The 18,153-nt window shown below is 69.8% G+C and carries 12 protein-coding genes; 3 read left to right on the plus strand and 9 right to left on the minus strand.

The window, feature by feature from the left end:
• The first annotated feature begins 1,758 nt into the window (after positions 1-1,758).
• On the plus strand, positions 1,759-5,331 hold the full coding sequence (locus HWX31_RS12210) for an indolepyruvate ferredoxin oxidoreductase family protein (RefSeq protein WP_174964145.1): 3,573 nt from the start codon (positions 1,759-1,761) through the stop codon (positions 5,329-5,331).
• Between the two features lie 79 nt (positions 5,332-5,410).
• Here the strand turns inward: HWX31_RS12210 and HWX31_RS12215 are convergent, their stop codons facing one another.
• Entirely contained in the window at positions 5,411-7,078 is a 1,668-nt protein-coding gene (locus HWX31_RS12215; RefSeq protein WP_174964144.1) for a Na+/H+ antiporter, read from the minus strand.
• A gap of 308 nt (positions 7,079-7,386) precedes the next feature.
• Here HWX31_RS12215 and HWX31_RS12220 point away from each other — a divergent pair, with 308 nt between their 5' ends.
• Together HWX31_RS12220 and HWX31_RS12225 are read left to right on the plus strand one after the other, a co-directional pair.
• On the plus strand, positions 7,387-8,670 hold the full coding sequence (locus HWX31_RS12220; RefSeq protein ID WP_174964143.1) for a sensor domain-containing phosphodiesterase: 1,284 nt from the start codon (positions 7,387-7,389) through the stop codon (positions 8,668-8,670).
• A gap of 186 nt (positions 8,671-8,856) precedes the next feature.
• Positions 8,857-9,585: a copper homeostasis protein CutC gene (locus tag HWX31_RS12225; protein ID WP_059613407.1), complete on the plus strand. Its 729-nt coding sequence runs from the start codon at positions 8,857-8,859 to the stop codon at positions 9,583-9,585.
• A gap of 64 nt (positions 9,586-9,649) precedes the next feature.
• Here the strand turns inward: HWX31_RS12225 and bioB are convergent, their stop codons facing one another.
• From bioB to HWX31_RS12265, 8 genes are all read right to left on the minus strand, one after another.
• A complete protein-coding gene (gene bioB, locus HWX31_RS12230; protein ID WP_059650633.1) occupies positions 9,650-10,669 on the minus strand; it encodes a biotin synthase BioB in 1,020 nt (339 codons plus the stop codon).
• 34 nt (positions 10,670-10,703) lie between these two features.
• The gene (gene bioD / locus HWX31_RS12235; RefSeq protein WP_174964142.1) at positions 10,704-11,423 is read right to left on the minus strand and encodes a dethiobiotin synthase; all 720 of its coding nucleotides are present in this window, start codon (positions 11,421-11,423) and stop codon (positions 10,704-10,706) included.
• Complete coding sequence (gene bioF / locus HWX31_RS12240; RefSeq protein WP_174964141.1) at positions 11,420-12,637, minus strand: 8-amino-7-oxononanoate synthase; 1,218 nt, start codon at positions 12,635-12,637, stop codon at positions 11,420-11,422. Before bioF ends, bioD begins: the two co-directional genes overlap by 4 nt.
• Positions 12,634-13,980, minus strand: coding sequence for an adenosylmethionine--8-amino-7-oxononanoate transaminase (bioA, locus tag HWX31_RS12245; protein ID WP_174964140.1), 1,347 nt, complete (start codon positions 13,978-13,980; stop codon positions 12,634-12,636). The genes bioF and bioA overlap by 4 nt, the downstream gene beginning before the upstream one ends.
• A gap of 413 nt (positions 13,981-14,393) precedes the next feature.
• Positions 14,394-15,653 carry a dienelactone hydrolase family protein gene (locus HWX31_RS12250; RefSeq protein ID WP_174964139.1) on the minus strand — a complete coding sequence of 420 codons (1,260 nt, stop codon included), beginning with the start codon at positions 15,651-15,653 and terminating at the stop codon, positions 14,394-14,396.
• A gap of 106 nt (positions 15,654-15,759) precedes the next feature.
• Positions 15,760-16,197, minus strand: a complete 438-nt coding sequence (locus tag HWX31_RS12255) for a YchJ family protein (RefSeq protein ID WP_174964138.1) — start codon at positions 16,195-16,197, stop codon at positions 15,760-15,762.
• A gap of 36 nt (positions 16,198-16,233) precedes the next feature.
• Positions 16,234-16,911: an SDR family oxidoreductase gene (locus HWX31_RS12260; protein WP_174964137.1), complete on the minus strand. Its 678-nt coding sequence runs from the start codon at positions 16,909-16,911 to the stop codon at positions 16,234-16,236.
• Between the two features lie 33 nt (positions 16,912-16,944).
• Positions 16,945-18,150 carry an acetyl-CoA C-acetyltransferase gene (locus HWX31_RS12265; protein WP_174964136.1) on the minus strand — a complete coding sequence of 402 codons (1,206 nt, stop codon included), beginning with the start codon at positions 18,148-18,150 and terminating at the stop codon, positions 16,945-16,947.
• Positions 18,151-18,153 lie beyond the last annotated feature (3 nt).

An 18,153-nucleotide genomic window follows, 5' to 3' on the forward strand; every position in this document is an offset into this window, starting at 1 on the left:
GGCAGGACAGGAGCGTGAGTTTGTGCGACGTTGTGCGTTCAGGACGGATGTGGACAACCGCCCCACGGAGCCACTCAAAATGCTGTGTATCCGCAAGGTGAAGGTGTTGCCCGTGGGCGAATATGCGCCGGGCCGTGCGGGCGGCGCTAGACCGTCTCGCGCAGATGAACGCGCCGAGCCGACCGAGCGGACGCAGCTCGTCACGCCGCCGCGCATTGTGGATATCCCCAGTCCGAAATAACTCGAAGCCCTGTGCATTTCAAAGGTGAGCGTGAGAGCCTGATCGAACGCGTCGCCAGAATCGATGTGGATAACCAACACCCGAGGTAACTCGAAACGCTGTGGATTTTAACGGTGAGGGTGAGCCCACGATCGAACGCGTCGCCGGCTGAGATGTGGATATCCGGTCTCCGAGGCCACTCGCAAGGCTGTGGATTTTAACGGTGAGAGTGACCCCTCGATCAAACGCATCGCCAGCGCCGATGTGGATATCCGACCTTTGAGGCGACTCGAAACGCTGTGGATTTCAATGGTGAGAGTGATCCCTCGGTCGAACGTTTCGCCAACTCCGGTGTGGATATCCGGTCCCCGAGGCGACTCGCAAGGCTGTGAATTCTAACGGTGAGGCTGATCCCTCGATCGAACGTTTCGCCAGCTCCGGTGTGGATATCCGGCCCCGAGGCGACTCGCAAGGCTGTGAATTCTAACGGTGAGGGTGAGTCCTCGATCGAACACTTCGCCAGCTCCGATGTGGATATCCGGCCTCCGGAACCACTCGAAACGCTGTGGATTTCAATGGTGAGGGTGATCCCTCGATCGAACGTTTCGCCAGCTCCGATGTGGATATCCGGCCCCGAGGCGACTCGCAAGGCTGTGAATTCTAACGGTGAGGCTGATCCCTCGGTCGAACGTTTCGCCAGCTCCGATGTGGATATCCGGCCCCGAGACGACTCGCAAGGCTGTGAATTCTAACGGTGAGGGTGAGTCCTCGGTCGAACGTTTCGCCAGCTCCGATGTGGATATCCGGCATCCGGAACCACTCGCAAGGCTGTGGATTTTAACGGTGAGAGTGAGTTCTCGGTCGAACACTTCGCCAGTTCCGATGTGGATATCCGGCCTCCAAGTCGACTCGCAAGGCTGTGAATTCTAACGGTGAGGGATGAGCCCCGATCGAACGCGTCGCCAGCCCGGATATGGATATCCGCCCCCCGACGCAACTCGAAAGGCTGTGGATTCTACAGGTGAGCATAAGCACCCGATCAAATGCGTTGCGCGGATCGCCGAAACAACTCGAATCCCTGTGCATTTCAAAGGTGAGCGTGAACCCCTGCTCAGGCACGTCGAGCCGCATTTCCGTTGTGGATATCCGCCTCCCAGTGCAAATCGAAACGCTGTGCAATCCAACGGTGAGGACGCGCGCCTCCACCCGGCCGGCCCCCGTCGCGCGGCGCGCGAGCGCCGGCCGCCATCCCGCGAGCGGCTATCCCGACAACACGCTGCTTCCACGACCAGGCACGCCCGCGCCACAGCCCCACCCGATCCGCCACGCATCCCCCGCACGCGAAAACTCTCTCAAATCCCGCATAAATGCTGCGTAGTTTTTCTCGTCAGACGGCCATCCGAGCAAGATGAGAAAAAACATTCTTCTTTCCGCGCGAAAAAATAGAGCCATTCCGCTGCCGCCGGCACAGCGTCGCCCGACGCGCCGCCGCGGCCGCCAAGAACAGCAGAAATCTGCATAAATCAGGAGACGTCCCCATGACCGCCCGCTTGCCCATCGACGGCACGCCCGCCCTATCCGACTACCGTCTGACCGACAACCTGACCGCGACGCGCGGCCGGATCTTCCTGACCGGCACGCAGGCGCTGGTGCGCCTGCTGCTGATGCAGCGCGCGGCCGACGCCGCGCAGGGGCTGAACACGGCCGGCTTCGTCAGCGGCTACCGCGGCTCGCCGCTCGGCATGGTCGACCAGCAGCTCTGGAAGGCGAAGAAACTGCTCGACGGCGGCGGCGTGCGCTTCCTGCCCGCGATCAACGAGGAGCTCGGCGGTACCGCGGTGCTCGGCACGCAGCGCGTCGAGGCCGATCCGGAGCGCACCGTCGACGGCGTCTATGCGATGTGGTACGGCAAGGGCCCGGGCGTCGATCGCGCGGGCGACGCGCTGAAGCACGGCAACGCGTACGGCTCGTCGCCGCACGGCGGCGTGCTGGTCGTCGCGGGCGACGATCACGGCTGCGTGTCGTCGTCGATGCCGCATCAGAGCGACTTCGCGATGATCGCGTGGCACATGCCGGTCGTGAATCCGTCGAACATCGCCGACATGCTCGAATTCGGGCTGTACGGCTGGGCGCTGTCGCGCTACTCGGGCGCGTGGGTCGGCTTCAAGGCGATCTCGGAAACGGTCGAATCGGGCTCGACCGTCGACCTCGACGCACTGCAGACGCACTGGCCCGCGCCGCAAGGCTTCACGCCGCCGCCGAGCGGCCTGCACAACCGCTGGCCCGACCTGCCGAGCCTGACGATCGAGGCGCGTCTCGCCGCGAAGCTCGACGCGGTGCGCCATTTCGCGCGCGCGAACAGCATCGACAAGTGGATCGCGCCGAGCGCGCAGGCGAACGTCGGCATCGTCACCTGCGGCAAGGCGCACCTCGACCTGATGGAAGCGCTGCGCCGCCTCGACCTGACCGTCGCCGATCTCGACGCGGCCGGCGTGCGCATCTACAAGGTCGGCCTGTCGTACCCGCTCGAGATGACGCGCATCGAGACCTTCATCGACGGCCTCGCCGAAGTGCTCGTCATCGAAGAGAAGGGGCCGGTGATCGAGCAGCAGATCAAGGACTACCTGTACAACCGCGCGGACGGCGCGCGCCCGCGCGTGCTCGGCAAGCACGACGCCGAAGGCGCGTGCCTGCTGTCCGAGCTCGGCGAGCTGCGCCCGTCGCGGATCCTGCCGGTGTTCGCCAGCTGGCTCGCGCGCCACAAGCCGGCGCTCGACCGCCGCGAGCGCGTCGTCGATCTGGTCGCGCCGCAGATCCTGTCGAACGAGGCGGACGCGGTGAAGCGCACGCCGTACTTCTGCTCGGGCTGCCCGCACAACACGTCGACGAAGGTGCCGGAAGGCTCGATCGCGCAGGCCGGCATCGGCTGCCACTTCATGGCGTCGTGGATGGACCGCGACACGACCGGGCTGATCCAGATGGGCGGCGAGGGCGTCGACTGGGCCGCGCACGCGATGTTCACCAACACGAAGCACGTGTTCCAGAACCTCGGCGACGGCACCTACTTCCACTCGGGGATTCTCGCGATTCGCCAGGCGGTCGCCGCGAAGGCGAACATCACGTACAAGATCCTCTACAACGACGCGGTCGCGATGACGGGCGGCCAGCCGGTCGACGGCAGCATCTCGGTGCCGCAGATCGCGCGGCAGGTCGAGGCGGAAGGCGTGTCGCGCTTCGTCGTCGTGTCGGACGAGCCCGAGAAGTACGACGGCCATCACGGGCTGTTCCCGAAGGGCACGACGTTCCACCACCGCAGCGAGCTCGACGCGGTGCAGCGCGAGCTGCGCGAGACGCCGGGCGTCACCGTGCTCATCTACGACCAGACCTGCGCGGCCGAGAAGCGCCGCCGCCGCAAGAAGGGCGAATTCCCCGACCCGGACAAGCGCCTGTTCATCAACGACGCGGTGTGCGAAGGCTGCGGCGACTGCGGCGTGCAGTCGAACTGCCTGTCGGTCGAGCCGCTCGAGACGCCGCTCGGCCGCAAGCGCCGCATCGACCAGTCGTCGTGCAACAAGGATTTCTCGTGCGTGAACGGCTTCTGCCCGAGCTTCGTGACGGTCGAAGGCGCGGCGCTGAAGAAGGCCGCGGGCGCGGCGTTTGACGAGGCGGCGCTCGCCGCGCGCGTCGATGCGCTGCCGGTGCCGGCGACGCATCTCGACGCGGCGCCGTACGACATGCTCGTGACGGGCGTCGGCGGCACGGGCGTCGTGACGGTCGGCGCGCTGGTCAGCATGGCCGCGCACCTCGAAGGCAAGAGCGCGTCGGTGCTCGACTTCATGGGCTTCGCGCAGAAGGGCGGCTCGGTGCTGTCGTTCGTGCGGATCGCGTCGAGCGACCGGTGGCTGAACCAGGTGCGCATCGACACGCAGCAGGCCGACGTGCTGCTTGCCTGCGACATGGTCGTCGGCGCGAGCGCGGATGCGCTGCAGACGGTGCGTCACGGGCGTTCGCGGATCGTCGTCAACACGCACCGGATTCCGAACGCGTCGTTCGTGCAGAACCCGGACGCGAACCTGCACGCGGACGCGCTGCTCGAGAAGATGCGCCACGCGGCCGGCGACGGCTTCCTGTCGAGCTGCGACGCGCAGGCGCTCGCCGCGAAATTCCTCGGCGATTCGATCGGCGCGAACATCCTGATGCTCGGCTACGCGTGGCAGCTCGGCCTCGTGCCGGTGTCGCTCGCGGCGATGATGCGCGCGATCGAGCTGAACAATGTCGCGGTGCCGATGAACAAGCTCGCGTTCGCGGTCGGCCGGATGGCGGCGGGGGACCCGGCCGGGCTCGACGCGCTGTGGAACGCGCGGCATGCGGTGGCGGCGCCCGCCGCGCCCGAGACGCTTGCCGAGCTGATCGCGGATCGCGAAGCGCGTCTCGACGCGTACGGCGGCGCGCGCTACGTCGAGCGCTATCGCGCGCTCGTGAATGCCGCGCGTGCCAAGGACGACGATGCGCTCACGCGCGCGGTCGCGACGACGTTCTACCGCCTGCTCGCGGTGAAGGACGAATACGAAGTCGCACGGCTGTACGCGGACGGCGCGTTCCGCACGGCGCTCGAAGCGCAGTTCGAAGGCGTGCCGGGGCAGGACTATCGCGTGAAGTTCAACCTGGCGCCGCCGACGGTCGCGAAGGCGGGCAGCGACGGCAGCCTGCCGAAGAAGCGCGTGTTCGGCCAGTGGATGTGGCCGGTGCTCGGCGTGCTCGCGCGCGTGCGCAGCCTGCGCGGCACGTGGCTCGATCCGTTCGGCCGCACCGTCGAGCGGAAGATGGAGCGCGCGCTCGCCGACGACTACGAGACGACGCTGACCCGCGCGCTCGCGGCGATGACCGCGGACAACGCGGCGCAGGTCGCGCAGCTGGCCGACCTGCACGCCCGCGTGCGCGGCTTCGGCCACGTGAAGCTGCGCAATCTCGCCGGCGTGAAGCGCGCGGAGCGCGAGCTTGCGCTGCAGCTCGGCATCGACGCGGCGACGAGCGCGCACGTGCGGCATGCGCTCGACGAAGTGAAGGGCGCGGGAACGCTGAAGGGGATTCCGGTCGTCGTCGCGAAGTAACGCGGCGCGCGGTACGGCGGACGGCAAAACGGCGACGCTGCGGCGTCGCCGTTTTGCTTGGGGCGGCCCCGCGATTCGATCAGATCAGCCCTTTCTTCCGCGTCGACAGCGCCGTCTCCGACAGGTCGATTTCGCGTAGCAGTTTCGCGAGCGTTTCGTCCGAAATCCGGTGCTCGCCGCGCATCCGGTACAGCATCGAGCGCTCCGCGCGCACGGCCGCGATCTTCATCTGCAGCTCCATCGTCTCGGCTTGCTTGGCTTCGGCGCGCGGCGCGGGGCCGCCGTCCGACAGCGCGGCCAGGCGCCGCCGATACAGGTCCATCACCCGCGCGGCGACGTCCGCGCAGCGCGCGGAGCCCGATTCGTCGAGATCGACCGCGATCGCGCCGTGCGCGGAGTCGATCGCGCGGATCGCCGCCTGCGCGGCGGCCGAGCGCGCGGCGCGCTCTTCCTCGGCGAGCGGGTTGCGCGTCGAGCGCACGCCGCGCAGCAGCAGCGGCAGCCCGATCACGGCAAAGACCAGCGAACCGAGGATCACCGCCGACGCGACGAAGATCGCGGTGTCGCGGCCGGGCAGCGGCGTGCCGTCGGCGAGCGCGACCGGAATCGACAGCACGCCGGCGAGCGTCACCGCGCCGCGCACGCCGCCGACCGTCATCACCGCGATCGTGCGCAGCCCGGCCATCGTGCCGGTGAGGCCCTGGCGCGCCGCGCGGCGGCTCGCGATCCAGCGCAGCAGCCAGACCCACATGAAGCGGATCGCGTAGAGCGCGAGCATCATCGCGAGCACGTTGAGGATCATCCGGCCGACGAGCGCGTCGCTCGTGTGATGCGCGTCGACGAGCGCGCGGCCGATGATGTGCGGCAGCTGCAGGCCGAGCATGATGAACACCATGCCGTTGAACACGAACTCGATCATCGCCCACGTGCTTTCCGCGCGCACGCGCGACGCGACCGTGCTTTTGCGGGAGAAGCTCGTGTAGTTCATCATCATCCCGGCCGCGACGGCCGCCAGCACGCCCGACAGGTCGAGGTGCTCGGCGATCAGGTACGCGGCGAACGGCACGAGCAGCGTCATCACGATCCCGGGCGCCGGGTCGCCTTCCTGCTCGGCGTTCAGGAAGCGCGTCGACAGCGCGCTGAAGGTCCACGACACGGCCGCGCCCGTCGCGAGCCCGCCGGCCGCGACGATTACGAACGTGACCGACGCGTCGCGCAGCGAGAACATGCCGGTCAGCGCGGCGGCGACCGCGAACTTCAGCGCGACGAGGCCCGACGCGTCGTTCATCAGCGCCTCGCCCTCGAGGATGTGCATCAGCTGCGGCGGGATCCGGCCCTTGCCCGCGATGCCCGACAGCGCGACCGCGTCGGTCGGCGACAGCACCGCGGCAAGCGCGAACGCGATCGGCAGCGGCAACTCGGGAATCAGCCAATGCGCGAAGTAGCCCACTGCGAGTACCGTCATGAACACGAGCCCGAACGCGAGCATCAGGATCGCGCGGCGCTGCAGGTACAGCTCGCGTTTCGGAATCCGCCAGCCGTCCGCGAACAGCAGCGGCGGAATGAACAGCAGCATGAAGATTTCGGGGTCGAACGTGACGTGCAGGTTGAATTTCGGCCACGCGAGGATCGCGCCGAACGCGATCTGCATCAGCGGCAATGGCAGCCGCAACGGCAGCATGCGCGTGAGCGCACCGGACAGTGCGACGGTGAGCAGCAGGACCAGGACGGTGAAGACAATTTCCATCGATACGTCGAAAGCGGGGTATGAAACGGTCGTACGGAGTGTAGCGTGCCGCCCGGACGGCTGCGTTCGAGTGCGCCGGTGCGTGCGCACCGAAATGGTGCGTCCCGCATGCGCCACGGCGGTGCGCCGCTCGCGCGGGCATGCGCGGCGGGCCGGCACGGCGTGCGCACGAAGCTTGCTTGATGCTTGCCGACAAGCGACAACAACCGGCAATCCGAGGGCCCATCATTCATGACAACTCGCAGGACATCTCACGCGCCGTCCAGTTCGCCCGCCGCCGCGTTCGCCAGCATCAGGAGGAAGGGGGTATGACGATCGTGCAACAGGAGCGTCCGGCCGCGTCGCCGTACCGCTTCGAGCGGGAGGTGACGTCCGGCTTCGAGCGTCTTGCGACGCAGCATCACGACCTGACGCTCACGAGCGTGTTCCAGCCGATTTTCAGCCTGTCGCACCAGCGGGCGGTGGGCTATGAAGCGCTGCTGCGCGCGCACGACACGCTCGACCGGCCGGTGTCGCCGCTCGACGTGTTCGGCGACGCGGCGCGTCACGGCGAGCTGCTGCAGCTCGACCGGCTCGCGCAGGCGCTGCATCTCGAGAACTTCGCGCTGCTCGGCGCGGAGCGCGAATGGCTGTTCCTGAACGTGCATCCGGGCGTGCTGACCGATCCGTTCCAGGCCGCGGCGCTGCTCGCGAACCTGAAGCGCCTCGGGATGCCGCCGCGCCGCATCGTGCTCGAAGTGCTCGAGCAGCGCGCGGACGACCTCGAGCGGCTTGCCGACGCGATGCGGGAATTCCGCGCGCAGGGCTTCCTGCTCGCGCTCGACGATTTCGGCGCGGGCCATTCGAACCTCGAGCGGATCTGGCAGCTGAATCCGGACATCGTGAAGCTCGACCGCATCATGCTGTCGCACGCGGCGCACCGCACCGGGCTCACCGCGATCCTGCACGGTCTCGTCACGCTGCTGCACGAGGCCGGCAAGCTGGTGCTGGTCGAAGGGATCGAGACCGAGCACGAAGCGCAGATCGCGCTGTCGTGCGAGGCCGATTTCGTGCAGGGCTATTTCTTCGGCCGGCCGGCGCCGGGGTTGCCCGACAGCGCGGCCGCGACCGCGTGCATCGGCGAGCTGACCGAGCGCTTTCGCCTGCAGACCGACGCACGCGAGCGGCGCGAGGCGCAGCGGCTCGCGCCGTACCTGCGCGCGTTCGAGCGCGCGGCCGAGCGCCTGGCGGCCGGCGAGCCGCTCGACGAGGTGTGCTGGAATTTCCTCGCGCTCGACGGCGCGGCGCGCTGCTTCCTGCTCGACGCGCAAGGCCGGCAGGCGGGCCGCAACGTCGTGCTGCGCGCCGATCGCGCAACCCGCGAGACGCGCTTTCTGCCGCTCGCGGACGCGCAGGGCGCGAACTGGCTGCGCCGGCCGTACTTTCGCACGGCGATTGCCGAGCCGGGCCGCGTGCAGGTGACGCGGCCGTACCTGTCGATCAACGAGGCGCAGCCGTGCGTGACGCTGTCGGTCGCGATCCGCGTGGGCGACGCGCTGCGCGTGCTGTGCGGGGATCTCGACTGGGGGGATGACGGGGCCGTCGCAGGGTAGGGCGTTGCGCTCCGCGCGGGCCGTTCCGTGACGCGTCGTCCCGGTGTCACGCGCGTCCCGTTCCGACGGCAGTTTGCCTGGCGGCCGCCCGCGCACGCGCTGCCGAGCGGCATGCCCGGTGAACTGGCGGCGGTCGCGCCGCTCGGCTAGGATGCACGAATCGTCATACCGATTCGCGAGCCGCCGATGATCCGAACCGCTGCCTCTTCCGTCCTGCTCGAAGTGATCGCCACGACCGTCGGCGATGCGAAGGTCGCCGCCCGCGCGGGCGCCGACCGTCTCGAACTCGTCACCGCGATCGGCGAGGGCGGGCTGACGCCGAGCGTCGGCCTGATCGAGGCCGTCGTCGCCGCGGTGCCGATTCCCGTCAACGTGATCGTGCGGCCGCACAGCCGGTCGTTCGTCTACGACGCCGACGATCTCCGGGTGATCGAGCGCGACGTGCGCGCGGCGGTGGCGGCCGGTGCGAACGGCGTCGTGTTCGGCGCGCTCGACGCGCGCGGCGACATCGATCTCGGCGCGCTCGCGCGCATCGCCGGCGCCGCCGACGGCCGCGCGCTCACGTTCCATCGCGCGTTCGACGTCGCGCGCGACCTCAACGCCGCATTCGACGCGCTGCTGCGCGTGCCGGCCGTCACGTCGGTGCTGACCTCGGGCGGCCATCCGTCGGTGCTCGACGCGGCCGCGACGATCGCGCGGATGGTGCGGCGCGCCGAGGGCACGTCGTGCACGGTGCTGGCCGGCTCGGGGCTGACCGCCGACGCGGTCGGCGACTTCGTCAGAACGACCGGCGTGCGCGCGGTGCATTTCGGCTCGGGCGTGCGCCCGCGCGGCGAGGTGCTCGCGCCCGTCGACGAGCGGCTCGTCGCGAAGGTGCGCGCGGTGCTGGACGGGAGCGAGAAAGCCGCGCGCTGAACGAAAAAAAGCCGGGGCATGCCCCGGCTTCCGCATTGCGCGGCGCTCGCCGCTTATGCGTCCATTAAGCGTCCGTGCCGAGCGCGTCCGCCTGGCTCGCGCGAATCCCGAGGCGCTCGAACAGCGCGCGATCGCGCTGGGTCTGCGGGTTGCTGGTGGTCAGCAGCTGGTCGCCGTAGAACATCGAGTTCGCGCCCGCGAGGAAGCACATCGCCTGCAGCCCGTCGTCGAGCTGCTCGCGGCCGGCCGACAGCCGCACCACGGCCTTCGGCATCGTGATCCGCGCGACCGCGATCGTGCGGACGAACTCGAACGGGTCGAGCGCCGCGGTGCCTTCGAGCGGCGTGCCCTCGATCGCGACCAGGTTGTTGATCGGCACCGAATCCGGATACGGGTTCAGGTTCGCGAGCTGCGTGATCAGGCCCGCACGCTCGCGGCGCGACTCGCCCATCCCGATGATGCCGCCGCAGCACACGTTGATGCCCGCGTCGCGCACGCGGTCGAGCGTGTCGAGGCGATCCTGGTAGGTGCGCGTCGAGATGATCTGGCCGTAGAACTCCGGCGACGTGTCGAGGTTGTGGTTGTAGTAGTCGAGGCCCGCGTCGGCGAGCTCCTTCGCCTGCTCGTCCTCGAGCATGCCGAGCGTCATGCAGGTCTCGAGCCCCATCTCCTTCACGCCGCGCACCATCTCGGTCAGCGCCGGCATGTGACGTTCCTTCGGGTTGCGCCACGCGGCGCCCATGCAGAAGCGGCTCGCGCCGTTCGCCTTCGCGGCGCGCGCCGCGTCGAGCACCGCGTCGACGTCCATCAGCTTCTCGGCCTTCAGGCCCGTGTCGTGATGCGACGACTGCGAGCAGTAGCCGCAATCCTCCTCGCAGCCGCCCGTCTTGATCGACAGCAGCGTCGACAGCTGCACCGCGTTCGCGTCGAAGTGCTCGCGGTGCACCTGCTGCGCGCGGAACATCAGGTCGTTGAACGGCAGCTCGAACAGCGCGACGACGTCGGCGACGCGCCAGCGCTGCGCGGCCGGAGCGGCCACCGGGATTGCGTCGGGTTGCACTGCGGCAGTCTGGGCTTGGGTCATATCGTTGTTCCTGAGTGCGGGGAAATGGAGTGATTCAATGCTGCGCGGCGCGCAGCGTGTCGATGAGCGCGGCGACGTCGAGCGTCGCCGCGGCGGATTCGGGGGCGGCCGGCGCCAGGTGCGGAATGCGGCCGATCAGCGGCGCGCCGTGCTCGCGGGCGAGCCAGTCGCGCAGCGTCGCGACGTTCTCGTCCTGGAACGACATCGCCGGATCGACGTGGTTCGCGACCCAGCCGGCGAGCGTGAGCCCGCGCTGGCGAATCGCGTCGGCGGTCAACAGCGCGTGGCTGATGCAGCCGAGCCGCACGCCGACGACGAGCACGACCGGCACGCCGAGCGCGACCGCGAGGTCGGCCATGTCGCGCGTGCCGGTGAGCGGCACGCGGAAACCGCCGGCGCCCTCGACCACGACGACGTCCGCGCGCGTCAGCGCTTCGCGATGGCACGCGACGATCGTGTCGAGGTCGAGCGTCACGCCTTCCTGCGCGGCGGCGAGGTGGGGGGCTGCCGGCGCCTTCAGCAGGAACGGCGTGCGCAGCTCGGGCGGCAGTACGACGTTCGCGGCCGCGTCGAGCTGGTCGGCGTCCTCGTTGCGCCACACGCCGTCCTGCTCGTACGCGCCGGCCGCGACCGGTTTCAGCGCGGCCGCGCGCAGGCCCATCCGTGCGAAGCCGTGCAGCAGCGCGGCGGACACGAAGGTCTTGCCGATCTCGGTGTCGGTGCCGGTGACGAACAGCGACAGCGGCGCGCTCATGCGGCTTCCCGCCGGTTCGCTTCGACGGCGGCCGCCGCCTCGTCGCTGGCGGCGATCAGCGCCGCTTCGAGCCGCGCGAGATCGTCGAACGAATGCGCGGCCGACAGCGAGATGCGCAGCCGCGACGTGCCGGCCGGCACGGTCGGCGGCCGGATCGCGGGCACCCACAGGCCGTGCGCGTCGAGCGCGCGCATCGCGGTGAGGGTTGCGTCGTTGCTGCCGATCACGAGCGGCTGCACGGCCGTGTGCGAATCGACCGGCTGCCAGCGCGTGCTGCGCAGCAGCGTGCGGGTGCGCTCGATCAGCGCGGCGAGATGCGCGCGCCGCGCGTCGCCTTCGTCGCCGGCGATCACCTTCAGGCTCGCCGACACCGCATGCGCGACCGCGGGCGGCGCGGCCGTCGTGAAGATGTAGCTGCGCGCGCGCTGGATCATCCATTCGATCACCGTCTCGTGCGCGATGACGAACGCGCCCGCGACGCCGGCCGCCTTGCCGAGCGTGCCGACGTAGACGAGGTTCGGCGAGCGCAGGGCCGCGGCCGCGAGCGCGCCGCGCCCTTGCGGGCCGAGCACGCCGAAGCCGTGCGCGTCGTCGACGACGAGCCACGCGCCGTGCCGTTCCGCCAGCGCGACGAGCTCGGGCAGCGGCGCGAGGTCGCCGTCCATGCTGAACACGGTGTCGCTGACGATCAGCTTGGTCTGCGCATCGGACGCTTCGAGCAGCGCGGCGAGCGCGGCCGTGTCCGCGTGCGGGTAGACCTGCACGTGCGCGCGCGACAGGCGCATCCCGTCGATCAGCGACGCATGGTTCAGCGCGTCGGAGAAGATCGTTGCGTCCTTGCCCGACAGCGCGGTCATCGCGGCGAGGTTCGCCATGTAGCCGGTGCTGAAGTACAGCGCGCGCGGTGCATCGGAGAAACCGCCGGAAAAGCCGGCCAGCTCGTCCTCGAGCCGCGCGTGCGCGCGCGAGTGGCCGCCGAGCAGGTGCGAGCCGCCGCTGCCGGAGCCGTAGCGCTGCGCGCCTTCGCCGAATGCGGCGACGAGCGCCGGATGCGCGGCGAGGCCGAGGTAGTCGTTGCTCGCGAAACCGATGATCGTGCGGCCGTCGACGCTCATGTGCGCGTCGCACGCGGTGTCCGCGGTGCGGCGCACGCGGCGCAGGCCTTGTGCGTCGAGTTCGGCGAGGCCGCGCTGCAGGGTGTCGAGCAGGGTCATCGAGTGATCTCCGCGAGGGTGGCGTCGAGCGTGTCGCGCGTGCGCTGCGCGAGCCACGCGATGTCGTCGTCGCTCACCACGTACGGCGGCATCAGGTAGACGGTCGTGCCGATCGGGCGCAGCAGCAGCTCGCGTTCGAGCGCGCGCTCGAAGAAGCGCCGCGAGAAGCCGCGCGCCGCATCGCCGTCGAGCGCGACGTCGAACGCGAACAGCGTGCCGCGCTCGCGCAGGTGGCGTACTTGTGGATGCGCGGCGAGCGGCGCGAGCGCGTCGCGCAGCGCGGCGGAATTGCGTGCGTTGCGCGCGAGCACGTCGTCGCGCGCGAACAGGTCGAGCGTCGCGAGCGCTGCGCGGCACGCGAGCGGATTGCCGGTGTACGAATGCGAGTGCAGGAAGCCGCGCGTCGTGTCGTCGTGGTAGAACGCCGCGAAGATCTCGTCGCGCGACAGCACCAGCGACAGCGGCAGGTAGCCGCCGCTGATGCCTTTCGACAGGCACAGGAAATCGGGCCACACGCCGGCCTGCTCGCATGCGAAGAAGGTGCCGGTGCGCCCGCAGCCGACCGCGATCTCGTCGGCGATCAGGTGCACGCCGAATTCGTCGCACAGCGCGCGCAGCCCGCGCACGTACGACGGATCGTGCATCGCCATGCCGGCCGCGCACTGCACGAGCGGCTCGACGATCAGCGCGGCGATCCTGCCGTCGCGCTCGACGAACAGGCGCCGCACGTCGGCGAGCGCGCGGCCCGCGACGTCGGCGGCCGTCTCGCCCGGCTGCGCGAGCCGCGCGTCGGGCGACGCGACGACGTGCGCGTGGCGGATCAGCGGATCGTACGCATCCTTGAACAGCGCGACGTCGGTGACGGCGAGCGCGCCGATCGTCTCGCCGTGATAGCTGTTCGCGACGCAGACGAATTCCTGCTTGCCGGCGTGGCCGCGATTGCGCCACGCGTGGAAGCTCATCTTCAGCGCGATCTCGACCGCGGATGCGCCGTCCGACGCGAAGAACGCATGGCCGAGCGTGTGCTGCGTGAGCGCGGAAAGCCGCTCGGCGAGCTCGATCGCGGGTTCGTGCGTGCAGCCCGCGAGCATCGCGTGCTCGAGCGTGTCGAGCTGGTCCTTCAGCGCGGCGTTGATGTCCGGGTTCGCATGGCCGAACAGGTTGACCCACCACGAGCTGATCGCGTCGAAATAGCGGCGGCCGTCGCGGTCGTACAGCCACAGGCCCGCGCCGCGCGCGACGGGAATGAGCGGCAGCCGCTCGTGGTGCTTCATCTGGGTGCAGGGGTGCCAGACCGCGCGCAGGCTGCGCGCGACCCAGTCGTCGGTCGCTTGCGTACTCAAAACGGCTCCGGTGAGAAACAGGCGGCGCGCGGCGTCGTGCGGGACGCGTTGCGGCCGGTAGCGGATGACGGCCATGCAAGCCGTCAGGGCGGCATGCAAAACACGAAAAACGCGCTGAGATTAGCGTGTTCCGCGGCGCCTTGCACTACCGGTTACAAACGCCGCAAAGCCTTGACTGGCGGGAGTTCGGCGCAGATCGGGGCGGCTCGGAACGGTACGGCCCAGAAGCCCCGAAATGCGTGCAGATGACGACGTCCGAGTGACGCCCCCCAGTAGAAAAAAATCATGATCCGTCGGTCCGCAATACGCAGGAAAACGGGGAGCGAAGGCGCGCGGGCCGGTGCGCGACAGCGTCGACACGCAAGCCAACGGGCAACGAAACAGGGGATGGGGTGGGTCGGGCGAACGCGCGGTCAGCGCGCCGCGAGCGAGCGCGCGGCTTGCGCGTCGTCGCGCTCGGCGTTGTCCGCGGTCTGCGACGTATTTGCGTTCCACACGACGCGATCATTCACCGCATACAGTCGGCACGCGCCCGCGCCTTGCTTCGCGCAGTTGTCGAGCGCGAGGGCCATCGGATCGTCGCCGCCCTCGGCCCACGACCACGCGCCTTCGGCCGACACCGCGAACGCGCGGCTCGGATGCTGGTTCAGGAAGCGGCGATAGCCGTCGCGGCCGGCCGCGTCGATGAACGGCACCGCGTCGACCGCGTCGATCGACGCATAGCCCGACGCCTTCGGCTCGTGCGGGTTCGCCACCGCGTAGCGCACCGCGGTCGGCAGGTTCAGCTTGGCCAGGAACGCGTTGACGGCAGGCCACCAGACCGGCACGCCGTCGCGGTCGACGATCAGCCGGTGCGCGTCGTCCTTGTAGCGGCCGAAATCGACGAACTGCGCGCGGGTGCCGTGCGACGCGTACGCGTCGTGCATCTGCGCGACGAGCGCGGGCGTCCACACGGAGTCGTTGTCGCCGTAGAGCCACAGCGACTGCACCGCGGTATGCGCGCCGTACTGGTCGAACGCGCTGACGAGATTGCGCTGCCAGCCGTCGCACAGGTCCTGGCGCAGCCCGCCGGAGAAATTGATGATGCCGCGCACGCCGGCCGCCGCTTCGGTGCCGTAGGCGATCGATGCGAGCCCGCCGTGCGACGTGCCGGCGACGACGATGTGCGACGCATCGACGTACGGCTCGCGCGACATGTAGCGGATCGTCGCGTCGACGTCGGCCGCCTGCGCGAGCCCGTTCTTCGCGACGTTGCAGCCTTCCTGCTGATAGGTGCCGCCGGAGCCGGCGAAGCCCTGACGGTTCGGCGCGATCACCGCATAGCCGCGGCGCACGAATTCGCGCGCGAACGCGATCGGGCGGCTGCGCGGCTGCTGATGGAGGTCGCCGGGATTCTTGCCGTGGTTGAACACGACGAGCGGGAACGGGCCGGGGCCGTCCGGCTTGAACAGCGTGGCTTCGAGCGTGACGGCGCCGGACGCGTCGGCCGGGATGCGGATGATCCGTTCGTTCAGGTCGGCGGCGACCTGGGGCAGGCCCGAATCGCCGTAGTCGAAGCGTTCGGCGCGGGCGAGCGGCCCGCTCGAGGCGCCGGCGTTCGGCAGCGTGTCGGCCAGCGCGGCCGACAGCGCGCAGGCTGCCATCCATCCCACCAGTACCTTGCTGAACGCCATTCGTAAGCCCTGCCGTGCGACTGACCAAACCGAGGCTCATCGTAGCCTGACAATTTTGGGTTGTGCAATGCAGGAATTACCCGGCGTCTGACACAGCAAGTATTTGTCAGCGCTCGCTTACATCGCCGTCAACGTAGCGCCAGAAACCCTGCTCGTCGCGCTCGAAGCGGCTCGTCTCATGGAGCCGGTACGCGCGCCCGCCGACCTTGTAGCGGGCCACGAACTCGACCTCCGCGTGCCGTTCGTCGAGCGGCGCGTGGCGTTTGACCGCGAGGCCGAGCCAGCGCGGCGCGTCCGGCGCAGCGGGGTCGGCATCCAGATCGGCGGGGCAGGTGCGGGCGGCCCACGTTGCGCGCAGGTAGTCGGTCGCGCCGAGCACGTACGCGCTGTACCGCGAACGCATCAATTCGAGCGCGGTCGGCGCGGCCTCGCCGCCGTCGATGAAGCGGCCGCAGCACGCGGCGTAGCGGGGTGCCGGCGCGCGGCCGGCGGGAAGCGGGGACGCGCCGCCGCACGGGCACGCGTCGGGTCGGGACAGAATCATGCGTAACGGGAATTAACGACGTGAGGTTGTGATCGGTTACCAGGCCAGCTCGACGCCGTCGTACTGGAAGAAGCGGCCGTTCGCGAGTGCGACGTCGGCGGCGGCCTCGGCGATCACGCGCCGCATGCCGGTCACGCTCGTCTCCGGATCGAGCGCCGCTTCCGCGCCGCCCATGTCGGTGCGCACCCAGCCCGGATGCAGCGACACGCACGCCGCGTGGCGCGTCTGCAGCGACGCGATGCGCAGCACGTCGTTGAGCGCGGCCTTGCTCACGCGGTAGAGCCAGCCGGTCGTGCCGGTCGCGTCGGCGATGCTGCCCATCCGGCTCGACACGACGGCGAGCACGCCGCGCGTGTCCTCGACGAGCGGCAGCAGGATCGGCAGCAGCTGCATCGGGCCGCGCACGTTGGTGTGCATCACCGCGTCGAAATCCTCGGCGGCGATCGTCTCGACCCCTTCGGTGCGCGGCCCGTAGACACCCGACACGACGACGGCCACGTCGAGCCGCTCGCCGTCGAGCTTCCAGCCGAGCGCGGCGATCTGCTCCGGTTGCGCGATGTCGAGCGCATGCGCGTGTGCGCCGAGCTCGCGCAGCGCGGCCAGCGACGCGTCGTCGCGCGCGGTGGCGATCACGTTCCAGCCGTCGCGCCGGTATTGCCGGACGAATTCGCGGCCGAGGCCGCGCGATGCGCCGATGATCAATGCGGTTTTCATGTACGCCGCTCCTTGGCAGTGGGTGCCGTTTGGTCAGAGGAGTTCGATGCCCATCGCGGTCGCCTCGCCGCCGCCGATGCACAGGCTCGCGACGCCGCGCCTGCCGCGGCGCGCGCGCAGCGCGCCGATGAGCGTGACGAGGATGCGCGCGCCGGATGCGCCGATCGGGTGGCCAAGCGCGCAGGCGCCGCCGTTCACGTTGACGCGGTCGTGCGCGAGGTCGTGCTCCTTCATCGCCGCCATCGCGACGACCGCGAACGCCTCGTTGATCTCGTACAGGTCGACGTCTGCCGCGCGCCAGCCGTTGCGCTCGAACAGGCGGCGGATCGCGCCGACCGGCGCGGTCGTGAACTTCGCCGGCGCCTGCGCGAACGTCGCGTGGCCGACCACGCGCGCGAGCGGCGCGACGCCGAGCCGCGCGGCGGTGGACGCGCGCATCATCACGAGCGCGGCCGCGCCGTCGGAGATCGACGACGCGTTCGCGGCGGTGACGGTGCCGGTCTTGCCGAACGCGGGCTTCAGCAGCGGGATCTTCGACGGATCGGCCTTGAACGGCTGCTCGTCGCGCGACACGACCCTGTCGTCATTCCCGCCCTTCTTGCCGGCCACCGTCACGGGCGCGATTTCCCAGTCGAACGAGCCGTCCTCGTTCGCGCGCTTCGCGCGCGCGAGCGACTCGATCGCGAACGCGTCCTGCGCGTCGCGCGAAAACGCGTACTCGGCCGCGCATTCGTCGGCGAACGTGCCCATCAGGCGCCCTTTGTCGTACGCGTCCTCGAGGCCGTCGAGGAACATGTGGTCGAGCACCTGGCCGTGCCCCATGCGCAGCCCGCCGCGCGCCTTCGGCAGCAGGTACGGCGCGTTGGTCATGCTTTCCATGCCGCCCGCGACGATCACGTCGGCCGAGCCGGCCGCAAGCATGTCGTGCGCGAACATCGCCGCGCGCATGCCCGAGCCGCACATCTTGTTGATCGTCGTGCAGCCGGTCGCGAGCGGCAGGCCCGCGCCGAGCGACGCCTGGCGCGCGGGCGCCTGGCCCTGGCCTGCGGGCAGCACGCAGCCCATCAGCACTTCGTCGATCCGCTCCGGGTCGAGGCCGGCGCGCGCGAGCGCCGCGCCGATCGCGGCGCTGCCGAGCTGCGGCGCGGCGAGCGACGCGAAGTCGCCCTGGAATCCGCCGATCGGCGTGCGCGCCGCGGATGCGATGACGATCGGATCGTCGTGATCGATAGCTGACATGTT

It is taken from the genome of Burkholderia ubonensis (assembly GCF_902833085.1).
Classification (GTDB): Bacteria; Pseudomonadota; Gammaproteobacteria; order Burkholderiales; family Burkholderiaceae; genus Burkholderia; species Burkholderia ubonensis.